The organism is Methylophilus sp. YYY-1, assembly GCF_029132825.1.
GTDB lineage: Bacteria > Pseudomonadota > Gammaproteobacteria > Burkholderiales > Methylophilaceae > Methylophilus > Methylophilus glucosoxydans.
In genome coordinates, this window is the sequence record NZ_WOVG01000001.1 from 1,041,908 (window position 1) to 1,058,861 (window position 16,954).

At 53.5% G+C, this 16,954-nt stretch carries 17 protein-coding genes; 2 read left to right on the plus strand and 15 right to left on the minus strand.

All coding sequences use genetic code 11. The features are described 5' to 3' along the window. Complete coding sequence (locus GOC95_RS04975; RefSeq protein ID WP_275356129.1) at positions 1–528, plus strand: YMGG-like glycine zipper-containing protein; 528 nt, start codon at positions 1–3, stop codon at positions 526–528. 162 nt (positions 529–690) lie between these two features. Beyond that, complete coding sequence (locus tag GOC95_RS04980) at positions 691–1,548, plus strand: DUF6279 family lipoprotein (protein ID WP_275356130.1); 858 nt, start codon at positions 691–693, stop codon at positions 1,546–1,548. A 219-nt stretch (positions 1,549–1,767) separates the two neighbouring features. Here GOC95_RS04980 and GOC95_RS04985 read toward each other — a convergent pair whose 3' ends face one another. The 15 genes from GOC95_RS04985 to GOC95_RS05055 all read right to left on the minus strand — a co-directional run bounded on the left by GOC95_RS04985 (position 1,768) and on the right by GOC95_RS05055 (position 16,909). After that, positions 1,768–2,586 (minus strand): energy transducer TonB, encoded by an 819-nt coding sequence (locus tag GOC95_RS04985; protein WP_275356131.1) that lies wholly within the window; start codon positions 2,584–2,586, stop codon positions 1,768–1,770. A gap of 6 nt (positions 2,587–2,592) precedes the next feature. Then, positions 2,593–3,006, minus strand: a complete 414-nt coding sequence (locus GOC95_RS04990; RefSeq protein WP_194748521.1) for a biopolymer transporter ExbD — start codon at positions 3,004–3,006, stop codon at positions 2,593–2,595. A gap of 4 nt (positions 3,007–3,010) precedes the next feature. Then, positions 3,011–3,649 carry a MotA/TolQ/ExbB proton channel family protein gene (locus GOC95_RS04995; protein ID WP_275356132.1) on the minus strand — a complete coding sequence of 213 codons (639 nt, stop codon included), beginning with the start codon at positions 3,647–3,649 and terminating at the stop codon, positions 3,011–3,013. Between the two features lie 235 nt (positions 3,650–3,884). Further along, on the minus strand, positions 3,885–7,514 hold the full coding sequence (locus GOC95_RS05000; protein ID WP_275356133.1) for a TonB-dependent receptor: 3,630 nt from the start codon (positions 7,512–7,514) through the stop codon (positions 3,885–3,887). A 159-nt stretch (positions 7,515–7,673) separates the two neighbouring features. Next, positions 7,674–8,651, minus strand: coding sequence for a FecR domain-containing protein (locus GOC95_RS05005; protein WP_275356134.1), 978 nt, complete (start codon positions 8,649–8,651; stop codon positions 7,674–7,676). Next, positions 8,641–9,165, minus strand: coding sequence for a sigma-70 family RNA polymerase sigma factor (locus GOC95_RS05010; RefSeq protein WP_275356135.1), 525 nt, complete (start codon positions 9,163–9,165; stop codon positions 8,641–8,643). The genes GOC95_RS05005 and GOC95_RS05010 overlap by 11 nt, the downstream gene beginning before the upstream one ends. Positions 9,166–9,334: 169 nt before the next feature. Then, the gene (locus GOC95_RS05015) at positions 9,335–9,823 is read right to left on the minus strand and encodes a type II secretion system protein (protein WP_275356136.1); all 489 of its coding nucleotides are present in this window, start codon (positions 9,821–9,823) and stop codon (positions 9,335–9,337) included. Continuing rightward, the gene (locus tag GOC95_RS05020; RefSeq protein WP_194748526.1) at positions 9,810–10,181 is read right to left on the minus strand and encodes a prepilin-type N-terminal cleavage/methylation domain-containing protein; all 372 of its coding nucleotides are present in this window, start codon (positions 10,179–10,181) and stop codon (positions 9,810–9,812) included. Before GOC95_RS05020 ends, GOC95_RS05015 begins: the two co-directional genes overlap by 14 nt. 3 nt (positions 10,182–10,184) lie before the next feature. Beyond that, entirely contained in the window at positions 10,185–10,667 is a 483-nt protein-coding gene (locus GOC95_RS05025) for a type II secretion system protein (RefSeq protein ID WP_275356398.1), read from the minus strand. Next, positions 10,667–12,643, minus strand: a complete 1,977-nt coding sequence (locus GOC95_RS05030; protein ID WP_275356137.1) for a type II and III secretion system protein — start codon at positions 12,641–12,643, stop codon at positions 10,667–10,669. The genes GOC95_RS05025 and GOC95_RS05030 overlap by 1 nt, the downstream gene beginning before the upstream one ends. A gap of 8 nt (positions 12,644–12,651) precedes the next feature. Beyond that, the gene (locus GOC95_RS05035; protein WP_275356138.1) at positions 12,652–13,221 is read right to left on the minus strand and encodes a hypothetical protein; all 570 of its coding nucleotides are present in this window, start codon (positions 13,219–13,221) and stop codon (positions 12,652–12,654) included. After that, positions 13,218–13,820, minus strand: a complete 603-nt coding sequence (locus tag GOC95_RS05040) for a hypothetical protein (protein ID WP_275356139.1) — start codon at positions 13,818–13,820, stop codon at positions 13,218–13,220. The genes GOC95_RS05035 and GOC95_RS05040 overlap by 4 nt, the downstream gene beginning before the upstream one ends. Further along, the gene (locus GOC95_RS05045; protein WP_275356140.1) at positions 13,808–14,332 is read right to left on the minus strand and encodes a hypothetical protein; all 525 of its coding nucleotides are present in this window, start codon (positions 14,330–14,332) and stop codon (positions 13,808–13,810) included. The genes GOC95_RS05040 and GOC95_RS05045 overlap by 13 nt, the downstream gene beginning before the upstream one ends. Beyond that, positions 14,332–15,240 (minus strand): hypothetical protein, encoded by a 909-nt coding sequence (locus GOC95_RS05050; protein WP_275356141.1) that lies wholly within the window; start codon positions 15,238–15,240, stop codon positions 14,332–14,334. The genes GOC95_RS05045 and GOC95_RS05050 overlap by 1 nt, the downstream gene beginning before the upstream one ends. After that, a complete protein-coding gene (locus GOC95_RS05055; protein ID WP_275356142.1) occupies positions 15,221–16,909 on the minus strand; it encodes a GspE/PulE family protein in 1,689 nt (562 codons plus the stop codon). Before GOC95_RS05055 ends, GOC95_RS05050 begins: the two co-directional genes overlap by 20 nt. Positions 16,910–16,954 lie beyond the last annotated feature (45 nt).

The window sequence follows — 16,954 nt, forward strand, 5'->3', positions numbered from 1 at the left end:
ATGCATCTCAATAGGCACATGACCTTGCTACTTATGCTGAGCCTGACTGCCTGCGCGACTAACCCCACAGGCCCCAGCAGCATGGCCCTACCAGGCACCGGCAAAGACTTCAACGCCTTCAGGGCAGATGACCTGTCTTGCCGGGATTTTGCGCTGACGCAAATTGGCGGCAAGACCGTTAACCAGCAATATAACGCCAGTCTCGCTACCACGACCGCTGTAGGTACTGCCATAGGGGCAGCCATTGGCGCTGCAACTGGTGGCGGCGAAGGCGCAGCGATTGGTGCTGGCATGGGTGCGCTGTCTGGTGGAGCCATCGGCGCCAATACAGCGACCGTCAGTGGCATGAACGCCCAAGACAAATACGATAATGCCTACTATCAATGCATGTATGCAGCTGGACATAAAATCCCGGTGCCTGCCAGCATGGCAAGGACCTATTCACAAGGCAGCCAGCGCGCCTCATCAGCAAGTGTTCCAACCTATTATCCACCGCCCCCACCTCCTCCTCCGGGTTATCAACGTTAGTCCAGCCATCAGGCAGTGGCGTGCTGCCTGACACGCCTCATTCCCTTGCCAGATCGAACCCGAGGAGGCAGGCCGAAAGCGCCTTTGTATTAGCACTGAAAACAGTGCTAATACAAGTAGCCAGTATCGCAAACTTAGTCCGGCAATCCTGGTCGTAGAAACATGCGAATCATCAAAAAAATTTTAATCCTCGCCCTCGCTTTTTCACTCATGAGTTGTAGCCTGGTCAAGACCGCCTACAACAACGCACCTGCACTCATCGCATGGCGGCTGGATGATTATTTTGATTTTAGTGCAGCGCAAAAAGCCAAACTCAAACCCGCCCTGCGGGACTTGCATGCCTGGCATCGTAAAAATGAGTTACCGCGGTATGTGTCATTACTGGATGAAATACATAATGACCTCAGCCATGATGTGAGCGCACAAACGGCCTGCCAGCGCATTGAATCCATCAAATCAAATGTGCAGATGCTTCAAACAAAAATCATCCCTATCATCGTCGAAGTCGCCGACACGCTGAGTGAAAAACAACTACAGCATTTCGAGAAAAAGCTGGAAAAACGCAACCAGGAATGGAAAGAGGAATGGTGGCAGGAAACGTTAGAAGAACAGCGAGAAGTGAGGTTAGAGAAATCCACGGATTTTGCTGAAAAAGTGTATGGCGATTTAAACGAAAAACAAATAACCCTTTTAAAACAGGCCATTGCCAAGAGTGACATTGATCCCGCCATCATCTACGCCGAGATTTTGCGGCGCGACGAAGATACGCTCTCTATCCTCAAGGCATTACGCAATCCAGCCTCGTCAAACGAAGAGAAATCGCAACTGGTCCGCGCAGGGTTTGAACGTATGCAAAACAGCCCGAATTCGGCTTACCAAACTCATATTGATAAAGTCACGCAGCAAACCTGTGAAACCATCGCGAGCCTACATGCCAGTACAACCGCCAAACAACGCCATCATGCGCAGCAATGGGTGGAGGATTACAAGATGCAATTTACCCAGTTGCAGAGCAAATGATATTGTGTATGCTTCTCCCAAAGCTTATGTTTATTACATTTAACGGTCACCAGCTTTACCACGATTGATCACCACTGACGCCGCTCAATGTTCACTTAAAAAAAGACCCTGTACCCACCGGAGGAAAGTGGCAGGTACAGGGGTTGGAGAGCAGACATACCTGTTAGCGAAAGTGAGGGATAAACTTTCTGAGCATGCCTGACTTCATGAAACCGCGCGTTATTCCAGCTTGAAAGAGACCGGTATTGTTATTTTGAAGCTCTTCTTTTTCAGGCTGTCTTTGACACCGAGTTGCGCAATGGCCTTTTTCACCATGCGCATGGCTTCTTCATCGAGGGGGACATGTTTACTGCTATCTGCGACCGTCACATTGACCAACTCACCGCGCACAAACTGCGCGACCACCGTGGCCTCGCCTTCGAGGTGACGGCGGATGGCAATGGCCGGATATTGTTTGCTTTTATTCACCAGTGAGCGCAGTTGTTCGCCATAATCCCCCCAGGCATCGCTATCACTTGCACTGAGTTCATCAGACTCGGTTGATGCAGCAGCGGTGGTGACAGCGGCAGCGCTGGGCTTGGCATCTTTGGCGGTGTTTTCAGCGCTTGAGCTTGTCGCATGCGGCGCACTCTCGGCCGTATTGGTGGGCGCAGGCGGCGCCGGGCTTGGCTCAACCTTGGCGGGCGGCTGTACAGGCTGCTCCTGCACGCGGTAATCTGCGTCATGGCTATTAGGCGCTGCCAATACTGGCTTGGGTGTCTCTACAGGCGTCACAGGCTTTACCATCGGCTTAGGTTCAGCCTTGGGTGGCTCAGCAGGCTTGGGCGTCTCCACGGGTGGTGACACCTGTTGCACGGCTGGGGCTGGCGCTTTGGTCGAAAAAAACTCAATTTCCATGCGCTCGGGGATGGCAGGCAACTGAATCTGGCTTAATGTTGGATACAGCAACACCACGACCAGATGCAACCCCAGCGACAGCACAACGGCCCGCCAAAGCAGTGAGTCATGCTGAGCTTGAGGATAAATCAGGGTGGTCATGGCGTGTTACTTTCGTGACTCAGGCGACATCACAAAACTGAACTTGCTGATGCCCGCGCGCTGAATCGCGGCCAGCACTTTGGCCACCACGCCATACTGCGCATGCTCATCGGCATAAATCTCCACCGCCGGGTCATGCTTCTGCTTGAGTACGCCCAGCTCTTTGGTCAAGGTGTCTAGCGGCATGTTTTGCTGGTCCAGAAACACCTCCCCGGCATCGGTCACGCTAATGTGGGCGGTTTTAGGCACAGTCACCGCCACCTCGGCACTGGCCTGCGGCAATTTGACCTTCACCGCGTTCATCAGCAATGGCGCCGTCACAATAAACACCGTCAGCAACACCAGCATCACATCGACCAGCGGCGTCACATTGATTTCGCTGACCAAATCTTCGCTCTCACCATCACTAAACATCGCCATGGCATTAACCCTCTACGCCAGATTGTGTCAGCAAGGACTGAAAACGGCTCGCCACTTGCTCCATATCGGCCCTGTGCACTTTTTGCTTGCGCATAAAATAGTTGTAGGCCAACACCGCAGGCACCGCAGTGGCAATGCCAATCGCCGTCGCAATCAGCGCCTCACCAATCGGCCCGGCAACCACATCCAACCCGGCAGAGCCCGTCGCTGTGATCGTCTTGAGCGCATTCATAATGCCCCACACCGTGCCAAACAAGCCGATAAACGGGGCGGTAGAACCAATGCTAGCCAACACCGCCACGCCGCCATCCATGCGCTTTTGCTCCAGATAAGCCTGCTGCTTGAGCGAGAGCAAAATCAGCTCCTGGCGCTCGTTGCGGCGCAACACCGAATTCGCCATCACCTCATTCATCGCCCGCATCCCCGCATCACACAAACGCGCAAAGCTGCTGTTACTGTGCGAAATAATGCGCGGCAACTCATAAATGGTTTTCACCTGCTGCCACTCAGACAAAAAACTGTTGGACTCACTGCGCAACTTGAACCACACCCAGCTTTTGACGATGATGATGGACCACACCAGCACCGAGAGCGCACCCAGCAAATACAACACGAGATCAACAATATCAGGCACCAAATCCACAGCTCGCTCCAAAAATAGACTTATCAATAAAAACTGCTCAAATGCAAATTACCGGATCAAGGCCAAGCGCAACCCAAAATTACTATCGCAAAAACCAATCGGGAAAATTCCATACACACAACGGGAATTTTTCACATTTACACCCTCTTACTTGTTTAATCGCTGGCGACGCAAAAAGCCTGACGTCGTTAACATAACTTTACTCACAGGGCGTCAAATTGAATTATTTGAGGGCTTAATCAGGCGAGAAATGCCAATTCAAACTAAACCAGATACCTCGCGGCGCACTCGGTGAGATAAAGTTTGTACTGCGCCAATCATTAGAGTTATGGTTGTAGCCATCAGGCCCAATATTGCCCAATACGCTGGGTGAAAAAGGGTTTCTACCTAACCGACCAGCCGTGAAATACTCTTTGTCAAATAAGTTGGTGACCAGTAAGGTTGCTGTCCACTCTTTATTAAAACGATAGCTACTTTGCAGGTTAAAGGTTGCATAGCCAGGCACCTTTCCTGGGTTAGTTGTCGGTGCTAATACTCGGGTATAAACTTCAGGTATAGTTGTTCCATTACCGGTGCCATCATCGACTTGTCGAATCGCGGTGAAGGTTCGTGATATGCCAACTTTATGTTCGTTGTTTTCATTCCCGCGCAGAAAGCTTTCAGAATGTGCGACCATGGTCAGCCCAACATTCCAATTGTCGGTGAGGTCGTAACCCAAGGTCGCATTTAGGCTGTGTAATGAAACACCTGGCATACGATCACCTGGCTTCACATTAATCACTCCCTCACCTAGCGGATTCAAAGTTCTTGCGCTGCTGTTATCAACGCTATACATCAGAAAATCATCTTGAAACGTGGCATCGGTGAGGCCGTAGTTCAAGCCGAAATGCAAACGATCCACATTTCCTTTAACGCCAGCTTCAATGCCACGGCGACGTGTTTTTCCTACAGTGTCAAAAAATCCGCGACCATTGCCAATAGCCACAAAATAGATATCATCCTTAAGGTCAGTTTGATAGGCATTGATATTCCATTGTGTATTCTCACCCCATACGCCTCTCATCCCTAACTCATAACTAGTTGCTTTAATTTGCGGCAGATAAGGGTCGCCAGAAAGGGTAGTTGGAAGAGTACATTGACGGTTCTCTGCAATACTTTTTGGCACTTCATAAGTACCACCATTGCCATCGTTTAAAAATACGCCAGAAGGCCCGTGATCCAGCGCGCAGCCAAGCTCAATCACACTAGGTACGCGTGTGCCCTGTGCCACGTTTGCATAAACATTTAAATCAGGCCTGGCTTGCCAACTGGCACCCAATTGCGGGTTGAAAGAGTTGAATGTAAACTTTTCTGTCTCAGCACTATCCAGTGCATTCACAATTCGTGGAGTGGTGTACTGCGTGGAAACGCCTGTACAAGCAGAGTCAGTACAAATATTGTAAAAATCAGGGTACCCAATCACATCGCCGATTTCATAGGCTCCAATGCCACGACGTGCAGCAATCTTGTTTTTTGTTTGCGTATTGTTATAACGTCCAGATATGCTGAAATGCCAGCTATCAACTGGAGTCCAAGTTTCACTAAAATAAAGACTTTTGGTTGTTTGTGTCCCAGAAAAGTCATTATTGCTAATCCATTCATCTGCACCGGTATACATGGGATGGATATCATCTGGTGCAAGATACGCATTACGGCTTGCATCCAATAGGCCCAACCGTTGTTTGTTAGCATAGGTAGCATCTGCAGCATCGATAGATGCACCTACCATCAGTTTATGATGATCTAGGTGCCAGTTTAATTGTACTGATGCGCCATTGGTGATCTGGTCAATATTGTTATCAGTAAATATCGCTGTAGGTGTGTAGTATTTTTTTCCGGTGTCAGGATCAACTTCATAGACGACACCACCAGTACCGCTACCTGCACCATCAACAGTGGCAAGAGTTGAGGAGTTAGGCGCGAAATAGGAAAACGCGCCATCTTTCGCAGATTTGTCTAGACCTTGTGTGGCTGCACAGTTATCTGCATTTCTAGGTGCAGTAAGCACCACCCAATTTTTGTAATTTACACCATTAACGGTAGAGTAATAATAATTGTCCAAATTAAAATAAACCGTTGCTCCTGGTGTAGCTACGGGAAAAGTCTGTGCCCGGAAATCCCCTACTTTATAGGCATCCTCACCGCCATCTGTTGCTCCGTTAAATTCCGGCGAGTTACCACTATAGCGATAAGCTTCTACAGCTCGATTATAAACAAGGGTCTCCCAAGAGTTTCTATAATATGTATATTGATCCTTAAAAACATTCGCATAATATTCAGGCATCTCAGCATTAAATAAAGCCCCTGTATAGTTAGCTAAGTTGCGTCCGGTCGGATCATTGGCAGCAATAGTTAAATCCGCAAGCCCCCCCAATGCGTCCAATATGAAAGTGTTACTAAACGAGTCATAAAATCCAGGTTGCGTACTGTCCTCTGCGATTGAAACAACGATGTAATCCGGCACGCCGTACTGGTTATTTGCGCTACTTGTAAACAAACAAGTATATTGCTCTGTAGACGAAGGAATGCGGCGCGCGAGGGCTCCATCATCAATCCCCATAAATACATCAGCACCAACCTGATGACGGCGGCTATTCCTGCGATAAGCTTGGCCAGTTACACTAAAAGTATCGGTGACCTGAAATGCACCAGAAAGCTGGAACTGCGCAAGGTTGTTCGTGGTTTGATCTGGACCAGTAAAGATACTAGTAGGATCTTGAGCCCACATTTCACTCGGCAGCAAGCCATTCCCGGTGAGTTTATTTTGTACCAGCAAAGTGCTCAGACTTAAATCCAGTTTGTCGCCTCTATAGCTGGCTTTACCAAACGCCTGGTTGACTCTGCTGGGAGAGTTTTGACGCCAGCCATCTTCGAGAAAGAAGTTGCCGGCACCAAATAAGCCTATTGTGCCGTTATTCCAGCCACCTTCTACCTGAAGCTGTTTACGGCCAAACGAGCCAGTCAAAATATCAACGTCAGCTCCCTTATTATTAAAGCCGTCTTTAGTTTTGAGGGAGAAGGCGCCACCCAGGGTGTTTAAACCAAAAATCGGATTGGAACCAGGGAATACATCCACGCTTGCCAAGGCATTCATAGGTAACATGTCCCAGTTCACCACATCACCAAACGGTTCATTGACACGGATGCCATCAATAAACACACTCAGGCCTTGCGGCGTGCCAATTTGCGGTCCTGCCGTAAAACCACGATATTGCACATCCATCTGGAACGGGTTACCTTGGTAGTCATTTACCGTCACTGACTGAAGCTTGCGGTTCATGAGGTCGGTGATACTTAGAGAATGCGCCTCTTTAATTTCCTTGGCAGAAATACTTTGTACGTTGCCGGGAATTTCCTCTTTCGTCAGACCAAGCCCAGGCAATGGCCCAACTTCGTAAAAGCGTTTAGCCCGAACCTCAATGCCTTCCAGCTTGAGTGCTTTATCTTCTTTTTCTGGTGCGCCGGGGATCGGTTTGGCTTTTGGTGCAGCGCGGCGGAGTTGGTAGCGGCCGGATTTGTCTTGCACGACTTCTAGGCCACTGTCTTTGAGCAATGCCTCAAAGCCTTCTTGCACGCCGTATTTGCCTTTGAGCGCGGGGCTGCGTTTGCCTTGGGTGAGGATGGGGTCAAAGCCGAGCAGGATGCCGGATTCAGCGGCGTAGTCGGGCAAGGTGTCGCTTAAGTCCCCGGCCGGGATTTGATAGCTCTTTTTAGGCAGGCTGACATTGAGTGTTTCGGCCTGTGTCTGCCAGGCAGAGAGCGCCAGGCTCAAGCCTAGCGCGAGCCAATGGGGTGTTGTGTATCCTGATGCGGTTTTATTTTTCATGTGGGTAAGCACTTTCTGCATACGCATAATCTGTGTGATTACTGCTATGCCGAACGAGAAATAAAAACCGGAAGATAAAATTGCGTTTTTTTAAAAAAACCTGCAAAGATCGCTTCAGAAAACACGTTGTGAAGCGGTCCTCCACGACGGCATTGCGGGCTAGGCAGGACTGAGGGTGGTCCAGAAGCGTGTGAAACGCTCGACTTTGACGGGCAGGGTTTGCTCCAGGGTTTGCAAAATGGCGGGGATATCGTTGAGCGGGAACGAGCCGGAGATTTGCAAATCGGCCACGGCCGGGTCGCAGCGCAACACGCCGGACTGGTAGCGTGAAAGTTCTGCGGCAAAGTCTTGCAGGCGCATGGCGTAGACGACGATGAGGCCGTTGACCCAAGCCATTTCGGTGGCTTTGAGTTTGGTTTTGGCATAGACCTGATTGGCGGAGAAGACCACAGACTCACGGGCGTTGACGCGCACCGGGGATTGTTTGCGGCCAAGCGCACGCACATCGACCATGCCGTCAAAGACACTCACTTTGGTGTAGTCGCGTTGCTGCTGTTGCCACTCGCGCACGCTAAAGCGTGTGCCCAGCGCAGTAGCCATGCCTTGCTTGGTCACCACGCTGAATGGGCGGTAAATGCGCAGGTTTTCGTGGGCGGTTTCAACCAGAATTTCGCCACGCACCAGCTCAACAATCCGGTCAGTATTGCTGTAGACCACGTTAATGGCAGAGTGGGTGTTGAGGTGCACCAGCGTGCCATCTTCGAGCGTTAACTGGCGGCGTTCGCCGACCTCGGTGCTGATGTCGGCCAGCATGCCGCGCCAGGGTTGTTCGCGGTAGGCATAATAGCCACTGCCGCTGACCATGAGCAGCAGAATCAGTTGCTTGAGCAGGCGTCTGCGCTCAGCCGAAGGCGGAGCCTGCAGCGTGACGAGTGCCAGCGCACCGGGCACTTTGCCAAAATAAAGCTGTACGCGCTCAATTTGTTGCCAGGCACGGCTGTGTTCTTCATCGGCTTCCAGCCAGGTTTGCCAGGCACGTTTGGCTTTTTCATCCATCTCGCCTGAGAGCCAACGCGCATACCAGTCGCTGGCTTGCTGCATAGCCGGGGTGACTTGTTGTGCGAGTTCAGGCCGCATGCGGAGGCTCTTGCAACAGCGTCATGCATTGCAGCATGGCGGTAGAAACATAGCTGCCTACGGTGCGCACGGAGACGCCCAGACGCTCGGAAATTTGCGGATAGCTGGCACCTTCGAGCTGGGCCAGCAAAAACGCGGTGCGGGTTTTGTGCGGCAAGCCATCGAGCATGATATCGAGTCGCACCAGCAGCTCGAGCATGATGGCGCGTGTTTCTGGCGAGCCGACTTCAGCCGGGGCCATGTAGGCCAGTGCTTCGAGGTAGGCACGCTCAAGATCCCGGCGGCGCACATGGTCTACCATCAGGCCATGCGCAACCCGGCTCAGGTAGGCACGTGGCTCGTTTAATACCGGCAGCTCGTGTTTGAGTAAGAGATTGACAAAGGTGTCTTGCGTGAGGTCTGCCGCCCAGTTGGGGCAACCCAGACGCTTTTGTATCCAGGCGCGCAACCAGGCATGGTGCTCAAGGTAGAGCCCTCGAATCAAGCCTTGCGGGTTGGATAACTGACTGGACATGGCAACTCTCTTATCGGTGTTTAGGTCTATGAGTGGCAATATTAATGCCAGCCAGCTAACAAATTGAATTGATTGGTTTTTTCAATAATTCCCGGTTGTAAAACTGGCTGCATGCAACCAACTAAAATCGTTTACAACCACCAGTTAAATCAACTTCAGTGCTAAAAGCTTAAAGCGCATTACGGCCACTGATGGGTTGTGGTACATACACAAAATACCATTCGCCATAAGTACGTTTGTCATTGAGATACTGTAACGTACCGCGATAACCCTTGGTTTTAAAGGCTTCTTTATAGGAAAGGCTATAGACCCCCATAATGCCGCCACTAGGAGCTGTTAGCACACCCCACCCTTCTGCTTGGGTGATTGGGTCTAAGTAGAGTTTGCGCAAATGCCGGCGTGGCGTTGGAAAACGCTCATCGTTATACAACGCCTCAAGTGTAGGAGGAAAGGTTTTAACTACACCCGGCGTCTGGTTGTAATAACGGCCGATGGCATCGCGGTAGGCCAGGCCGACTTTGATCAACTCCTGCTCACGCTCGCGCAACACTTGCGTCTGCCAGCGCGTGGCAGCCTCCGACAAGATCAGGCCGCTCAGCATGATCAGCATAAACATGCCGATCAGGATAAAGCCCTGCGCTCGCCTACCACAAGGCATACGGGGTCCCATCCTCTGCCAGCAGTGCCGAGCCGCTATGCACATCAAACACACTGCCCTGCTCGTCGATATTGGGCGGCAAGGTGATGACCCAAGTATCGGCACGCTCGGTGATCGGGTCGGGTGGCACAGACTTGAGGTATTGGCGCTCGACCAACTCGTCCAGCGTTTCCGGGTAACGGTTTTTGTCGTTATAAAACTTGTCGATGGCGTCACGCATGGTGACCAGGTCATGACGCAAAGTGGTCTCTTTGGCGCGCTGCAACATGTGCATAAAGCGTGGCGACACGATGGTCAGCAACATGGCCAGAATCGCCAACACCACCAACATCTCGATCAAGGTAAATCCACGTTTCATTGTCTACCACTCGCTGTAAGGTTGCTGGTTGATGCCAATGGCTGTTGAGCGCGACGAAACGTCGTAGACATCCTTGGCCATCTCGTCGATGGCACCATCATAGGCACGGATACGCCAGGTATCGGCATTGCTGAGCTGTTGGTCAGTGGCAAACGGGTCGCGCGGGATGCGGCGTAAAAAAAACATTTTCTTTTTTTTTGCATCTTTGGCATTTTCAACCCCGGCCACCAAAATCGTCAGGTTGGGGGGATATCCACTCTCTTCTGCCGTTTTTTTGATCAGTCCTTGATCCACAGCATCTTTATAGGCATCTAACGCATCACGGATTTGCCATAAAGCGCGTTTAAGCTCACGCTCTTTTTCACGCTTGCCGTTGAGTTGTAATACCGGACTGGCAGAGGTGGCCAACAATGCGAGTAACACCAGCGCCACCATCATCTCAATCAATGTAAAGCCAGCGAATGCTTTTGTAGATACCCTCACAATTACTGCCCTTGAATAATCATCGTATTCGTATTGGCTGATGGGTTTGGTGGGGCAGAATTAATTAATTGATCCGCAAAATTTGCATCGACTTTGGAGCGGTCATTTTGTATGGATGTTGGGGCGGCACTAGGCGACGGCGCTCCCACATCGGCAGATTGCACCGTACGTGCGCCGCCTGCCCCTACCGGATTCGCCATTGCCGCCACCCCCGATGGAATCAGGCTGTACACCGCATTGGCCGGGCTCAGGTTATGCATGATGCGCGGCGTGATGAGCAGCACAATTTCGTTTTTACGCTTGTCCTGATTGTTGTTGCTGAACAGCCTGCCGATCAAGGGCAAATTGGCCAGACCAGGCACTTTACGCTGGGTGCGCTGCTCGTCATCGCGGAACAGGCCCGCCAGGATTTGGGTTTCGTTATTGCGCAATTGCAGGGTGGTATTGGCGTTGCGGCTACCGATGGTGTAAGCCAGCACACCGGAGCTGGTGGTGACCTGGTCAGTAATATTGCTGACCTCCATGCCGACCTTGATGCTGACCTGGTCCTGCATCTGGATCACGGGCTCCACATCGAGCTTGATGCCGACCTCGATATAATTCACGTTCTGGCTGACAAAGCCTTGCGCACTGGCGACACTGGTCAGCACCGGAATCTTGTCACCGACATGAATCTTGGCACGGTCACGGTTCTTGACACGGATTTTCGGGCTGGCCAACAAATTGGTGTCAGTATCCTGATGCAACAAGTTCAGCACCACGGCCGGATCGTTGATGGAAAATACGCCCAGCTTGCCGTTAAAGTTGCGCAGCTCGGTCAGCGTTAATTTGCCCGCCTGTGGCTGCGTGCCACTCGTGCTGCCTGCAGCATTGCCCTGCACACCCACCCCAATCTGGCTGGGATACTGGATGCCCAGGTTTTCCAGGTTACGGCGGTTGATCTCCATCACTTCCACCTCCAGCATGACTTCCGGCTCATTGAGGTCTTGCGAGGCAATCAGTTTTTCGGCCACCTTGATGCGGTCCAGGGTGTCACGGATCACCAGCGTATTGAGCTTTTCATCCATATACACATCGCTGGCGCGCAGCACGGTTTTCATCATATTGAGCGCGCGCTTGGCATCCATATGCGTCAGGTAAAAACTGCGCACAAACAGCTCTTCATATTGCGCCGCACGCGATTGCGGGTAAATCAGCAAGGTATTGCTGTTGAGGATTTTTTTGCCTAGCTGGTGGCTGGTCAGGATCACCTCCAGCGCCTGTTCAATCGGTGTATCCCGCAGCAGCACATTGACGCGGATGCCATCACTGAGCTCCTGGTCAAACGAGAAATTCAAATCACCGGCCTTGCCCAGATATTCAAACGCCTGCTTGATCGGGGCGTTTTTAAGCTCCAGTGTCACCTTCTTTTTGAGCGATGACTGCAACGGCCGCACCACACTGCTACGCTCGTTTTTCTTTTGTTCCAGCTGTTCAAATAACTGACGCGCTTCCGGCTGCGCAGGTTGCTCGGCCAATACGGTGCGCAAGCCAAACTCGGCACCGGCCCAATCTTCGGCCGCAATCGCGCTTTTAACCTGCATTAATTGCTGGTCGTGCTGGCGGGCTTGCGTGACTTTTTGCAAGCCGTCACTGGCCGCGCGATTATTCGGTGCTGCTTGCAACACCTGTTCATAGCCCGTCATGGCGGCATCGTATTGTTTGGCCTGCAACAAGCTATCGGCTTCCTGCAATTGCTTTTGCAGTTTTTTCTCCTGCAGCAAACTGAGCCAGTTTTTGTATTGCGGCTGGCGTGGGTTTGCCTCTACCAGTGGCTGCAACAGCCGGATCGCTTCGTCATCCTGGCCGCGCGCTGCGTAGAGCCGCGCTTGCTCCAAGGCCGCATCGCCATTTTTTTCAACCGCTTGCCAGTGACTGCAACTGAGCAATAATAGCGGGCTGCCGAGTAGCCACATCCAACGCCAGCCTGTTTGTTTCATCTGTTTGCTCAAAGCATTCCCCCATTTTCCAGCATCATTTCAAAGCGCTCTCCGGCATGTTGCAGCACCAGCCTGTGCTGATCCAGCCGCGTGACCCGCCACCCCTCGGCAAACCGGTCACCTTCACGCACCACATATTGTTGTTGTCCATCACTTAAAAACACCTGCCAGCGGCCTTCTTGCAGCAAGCGGCCGGCATAGGTATACGGGTTGACCGGACCAGCTTCGACCAAGGCCTCTGCAGGCACTGCTGGCGGCGGGAGTGCCGCAAACAGGTTGACTACCGGTTCATCCATTTTTGCTTCATCGCTAGTCGGCGTATCCATCTTTGCCTTATCTCGCCCCGGGATGTCTGCATTCAACGCAGGCGGCGTAGCCGTGGCGGGTTGCGCGTCGGTCAACGCGGCATGTAATGCAGGCAGCGCCTGCGACAAAGGTTTGCGCTGCTTGGCCGCCCCGGCAGGCATGACAGTCGCAGCAGCCGGCGTGGACGCGGTCTCGTTGTCAGACTGGCTCACCCACCAGCAGGCAACCAAGGTCATGGCAAGCGCAGCCAATAAGCCGATTTGCCGGTTCATGCTGGCCTCCGTTTGCGCGTATACAGATTGAATTCAATATAGGCCTCCAGCCCGGCTTGCTGCACATCGGTGCGTTGCAGTTTGCATTGTGCCAGCGCCAGGCTGGGGTAGCGTTGCAAGACCAGCGTCAGAAAATGCCGCAGTTGCACATAATCGCCACTCAACGGCAGCTTGATGCGCTGTACATATAAATCACTTTGCGCAGTCGCGCCGGATTGAAACTCTGCGCGCTCAAACACCATGCCCATGGCATCGGCCAGGGCCAGAATCTCGGCACTGACGCGGTCGGCGTCTTCTTCACTCGGCCATTGCGCCAACACTGGTCTAGGCTGCGGTAAGGCCTGATTCGCTGAGGACGTGGACGACCTGGCCGTTTGTGTCTGGCGGCTATGTCCAGCCGCTGGTGCACGCAATCGCTGTTGCCAGTCTTGCTGCAGCCACCAGGCTTGCGCCAGCATGATCACCACTGCCAGCGTCAATACCAGCAGGCCTAGTAACCAGGGTTGACGCCAGGAGCTGTGCTGCCAGGCAAACTGCAGGCGTGCCCACACGCGGCTCAAAACCTCGCTACCATTACGCCCTGAATTTAAAACTGCCATGCGGCCTCCAGTTGCAAGCTGGTCATGCGCTCGCCATTGACCTCGGTGCTTTCACTGCTATTGAGTTTGACGGCCGCCAGCGAGGCTTGCTGACGCAAACGCTCAACCAGGGCCCAGCCCTGCTGGCGCTTGTGTGCGAGCACCGTCATCCTGACCAGTTTGCGCTTGGCATCGGGCACCAGCTGCATCCAGTAAAGTTCAGCCTGTTGCGCGCGTTCTAGGTCATGCAGCAATGGCAGCCACGGCGTGGCAATCTGCGCCTGCGCCTGCGTCAACTCGGCCTGCAAGGCCGGGCTGATAGGCGCAAGCTGCACCACCGGGGCTGGGCGGCTGGCAGACTGCCTGGCCAGCCACTGCTGCTGCAAGGCCTGATTTTGCTGGTTAAGGTGCTGATAAAGCGGTACCAGCACCAGCAATAGCAACAGCAAGATCAGGCCGAGCGCGCAAGCGACCGGGCCAGGCAGCCGACCGGCGGCATGATTAAAGTCCAAAATTGGCATGGCGGCACGCATCAGGCCAGACTCCACATCGGTTGACCCGCTGGCTCAGTCGTGGGTAAAACAATGACGTTAAACGGCGAGAAATCTTCTGGGCGCAGACCTGCGAGTGCGGTCTGGGCCAGATAAACCGGCAACTGCGTCCGCTCAGGATGCAGGGCCTGCTCACGCAACAACACCTGGCGCAAGGTATGCCGCCAATCGCTGTCAGGGGAATGGCGGTCTACCGGCAACGTGCGGATCTGCTGCCAGGCACCGTGTTGCAGGCAAGCCACTGTCAGGCTGGTTGACTCACGGCAGACGATCCAGCCAGCCGCTTCACTGCCCTGCTTTCGCATCGACGCCAGACTTTGGTTAGCCGAGAGTTGCCAGGCTGGCAGCAGTTGGCCGATAGGCAATCCTGCCGCATCAAAGTCGCGATGTAACTGTGTCAGCAAGTCCTCGGCAATCGCATTGATCAGGAACGGCTTGCCATAGCCCGGGCACTGGCTGCGTAGCTGCGATGGCTGCGTCTGAGACCCAAACGCCTGCTGCAAACCATGGGCAAAATAGGCTTGCTGATCCGCACGGCTACGGATCTGATCTTGCCAGGGCAAGGCCAGCCAGCGCACAAATTGATTAGAGAGCACGACCACCACATGCCAGCGTTGCCCGGCATAGGTTGATAACACCAGGCGCAAGGTCTCCCACAATGGCGCAGACGGGGATGCTGCATGGGCATCACTGTGATCATCCACCGCATGCACTGTGTGTTGCAGGCATTGTGCAGCGCCACCCAATCGCCCGCGCCGAGAGCACTCAAAGGCGACAATGCGGTCATGCGTGATCACAATGCGCAATTCTGGCGCAGTGTAGGCTTGCCACCAGCGGCGGCTGGCGGCGGCATGGCAATCGACGCCGGGCTCAGGCCAATGATGTAACACGGTTAATCTCCTGCAAGGTGGTTTCGCCCGCGGCCACCAGGGCCAGCCCGGATTCACGCATGGAACGGGTGCCGGTGGTGGCTGCCAGTGCCTTGATCTGGCTGATGGGGGCTTTGGATACGATGAGCTCGCGCATGCGGTCATCAAACAACAATAATTCAGCAATGCCCTTGCGGCCCTTGTAACCACTGCCATGACACTGGCCACAGCCCTGGCCTTTTTTAAACTGGTAATGGCTGGCGGTGGCCGGGGTAAGCCCGGATTTAGTCAGCAAGGCCGCATCGGGCTGGTCGTCCACCTTGCAATACGGGCAAATCACACGAATCAGGCGCTGCGCCAGAATCACATTGACCGCCGAGACAAAGCTGTAGGCATCGACCCCCATATTGGTAAAGCGGCCAATGACATCAAACACATTATTGGCATGCACCGTGGTCAGCACCAAATGTCCGGTCAGCGCCGATTGCACGGCAATTTGGGCGGTTTCGCCATCACGGATTTCGCCCACCATGATTTTGTCCGGGTCATGCCGCAAAATCGAGCGCAAGCCACGGGCAAAGGTCAGGCCTTTTTTCTCATTGACCGGAATTTGCAAGACACCGGGCAGCTGGTATTCCACCGGATCTTCAATGGTGATGATCTTGTCCTGGCCCTGATTGATCTCGGAGATCATGCCATACAGCGTGGTGGTTTTACCGCTACCGGTGGGGCCGGTTACCAGTAACATGCCATACGGCGCCTCGGCCTGGGCGCGGATTTGCGCAAGCAAGGCCGGGGCAAATCCAAGGACTTCCAGGCTGATGCCCTGCGCCTCGCTGAGGGCTTTGCGGTCGAGCACGCGCAACACCGCATCCTCGCCCAGCACACTGGGCATGATGGACACGCGCAGGTCGATGTCGCGGCCCAGCGCATGCACCTTGCAGCGTCCATCTTGCGGAATACGGCGCTCGGCAATATCGAGCTCGGACATGACCTTGATGCGCGAAATGGCCTGCTCGGCCTGCATCACGCCATTCAAGCCACCAACTTCGGTGAGCACGCCGTCAATGCGGTATTTGACGCGCAAGCCTTGCAGCGTTGATTCGAGATGGATATCACTGGCCCCGGCCTTGAGCGCGTCGTACAAGGTAGAGCGGACAAAACGCACCACCGGGCTACTGTCTTCGCTGATGGATTTGAGCGAGAGCTCTTCCACCGGCGCCTCTTCTTCATGGCTGGTAGCATCACCCGCATGCACCTGATCCATCGCCCGCATTTGCGCCTCGTGAAACTGCAAACAGGCCGCAATATCATTGCGATGCGCCAGTGACCACTGCACCGGTTGCCGCACCAGATGCTGCAAGCGTACCTGCAAGGCCTCATCAAACGGGTCGGCCATCAGCATGTGCAAAGACTGATCCTCCGCTTGCATCAGGATCACGTGCCAGGCATTGGCGTCATTGAGGCCCAAGGTGTCAAACATGGGCTGCATGGCATGCATGGCCAGCGCCGTCTTGACCGGATAGTGCAGCCAGCGTCCTAAGGCCTCGACAAAGGCATCGGCGGCCAAGCCACTCAGTGATTCCAGCACCTCGACCAGCGGCCGGCCGCTTTGCGCGGCCAATAGTCGCGCCTGCTGCAGCAAGTCGCCGGACAACACGGGGGCCTCGCCCAGGGGCTGCTCCAACATGGATAAATCCTGCATATTCATTTTAAGCTTGCATCCCGTCTACAA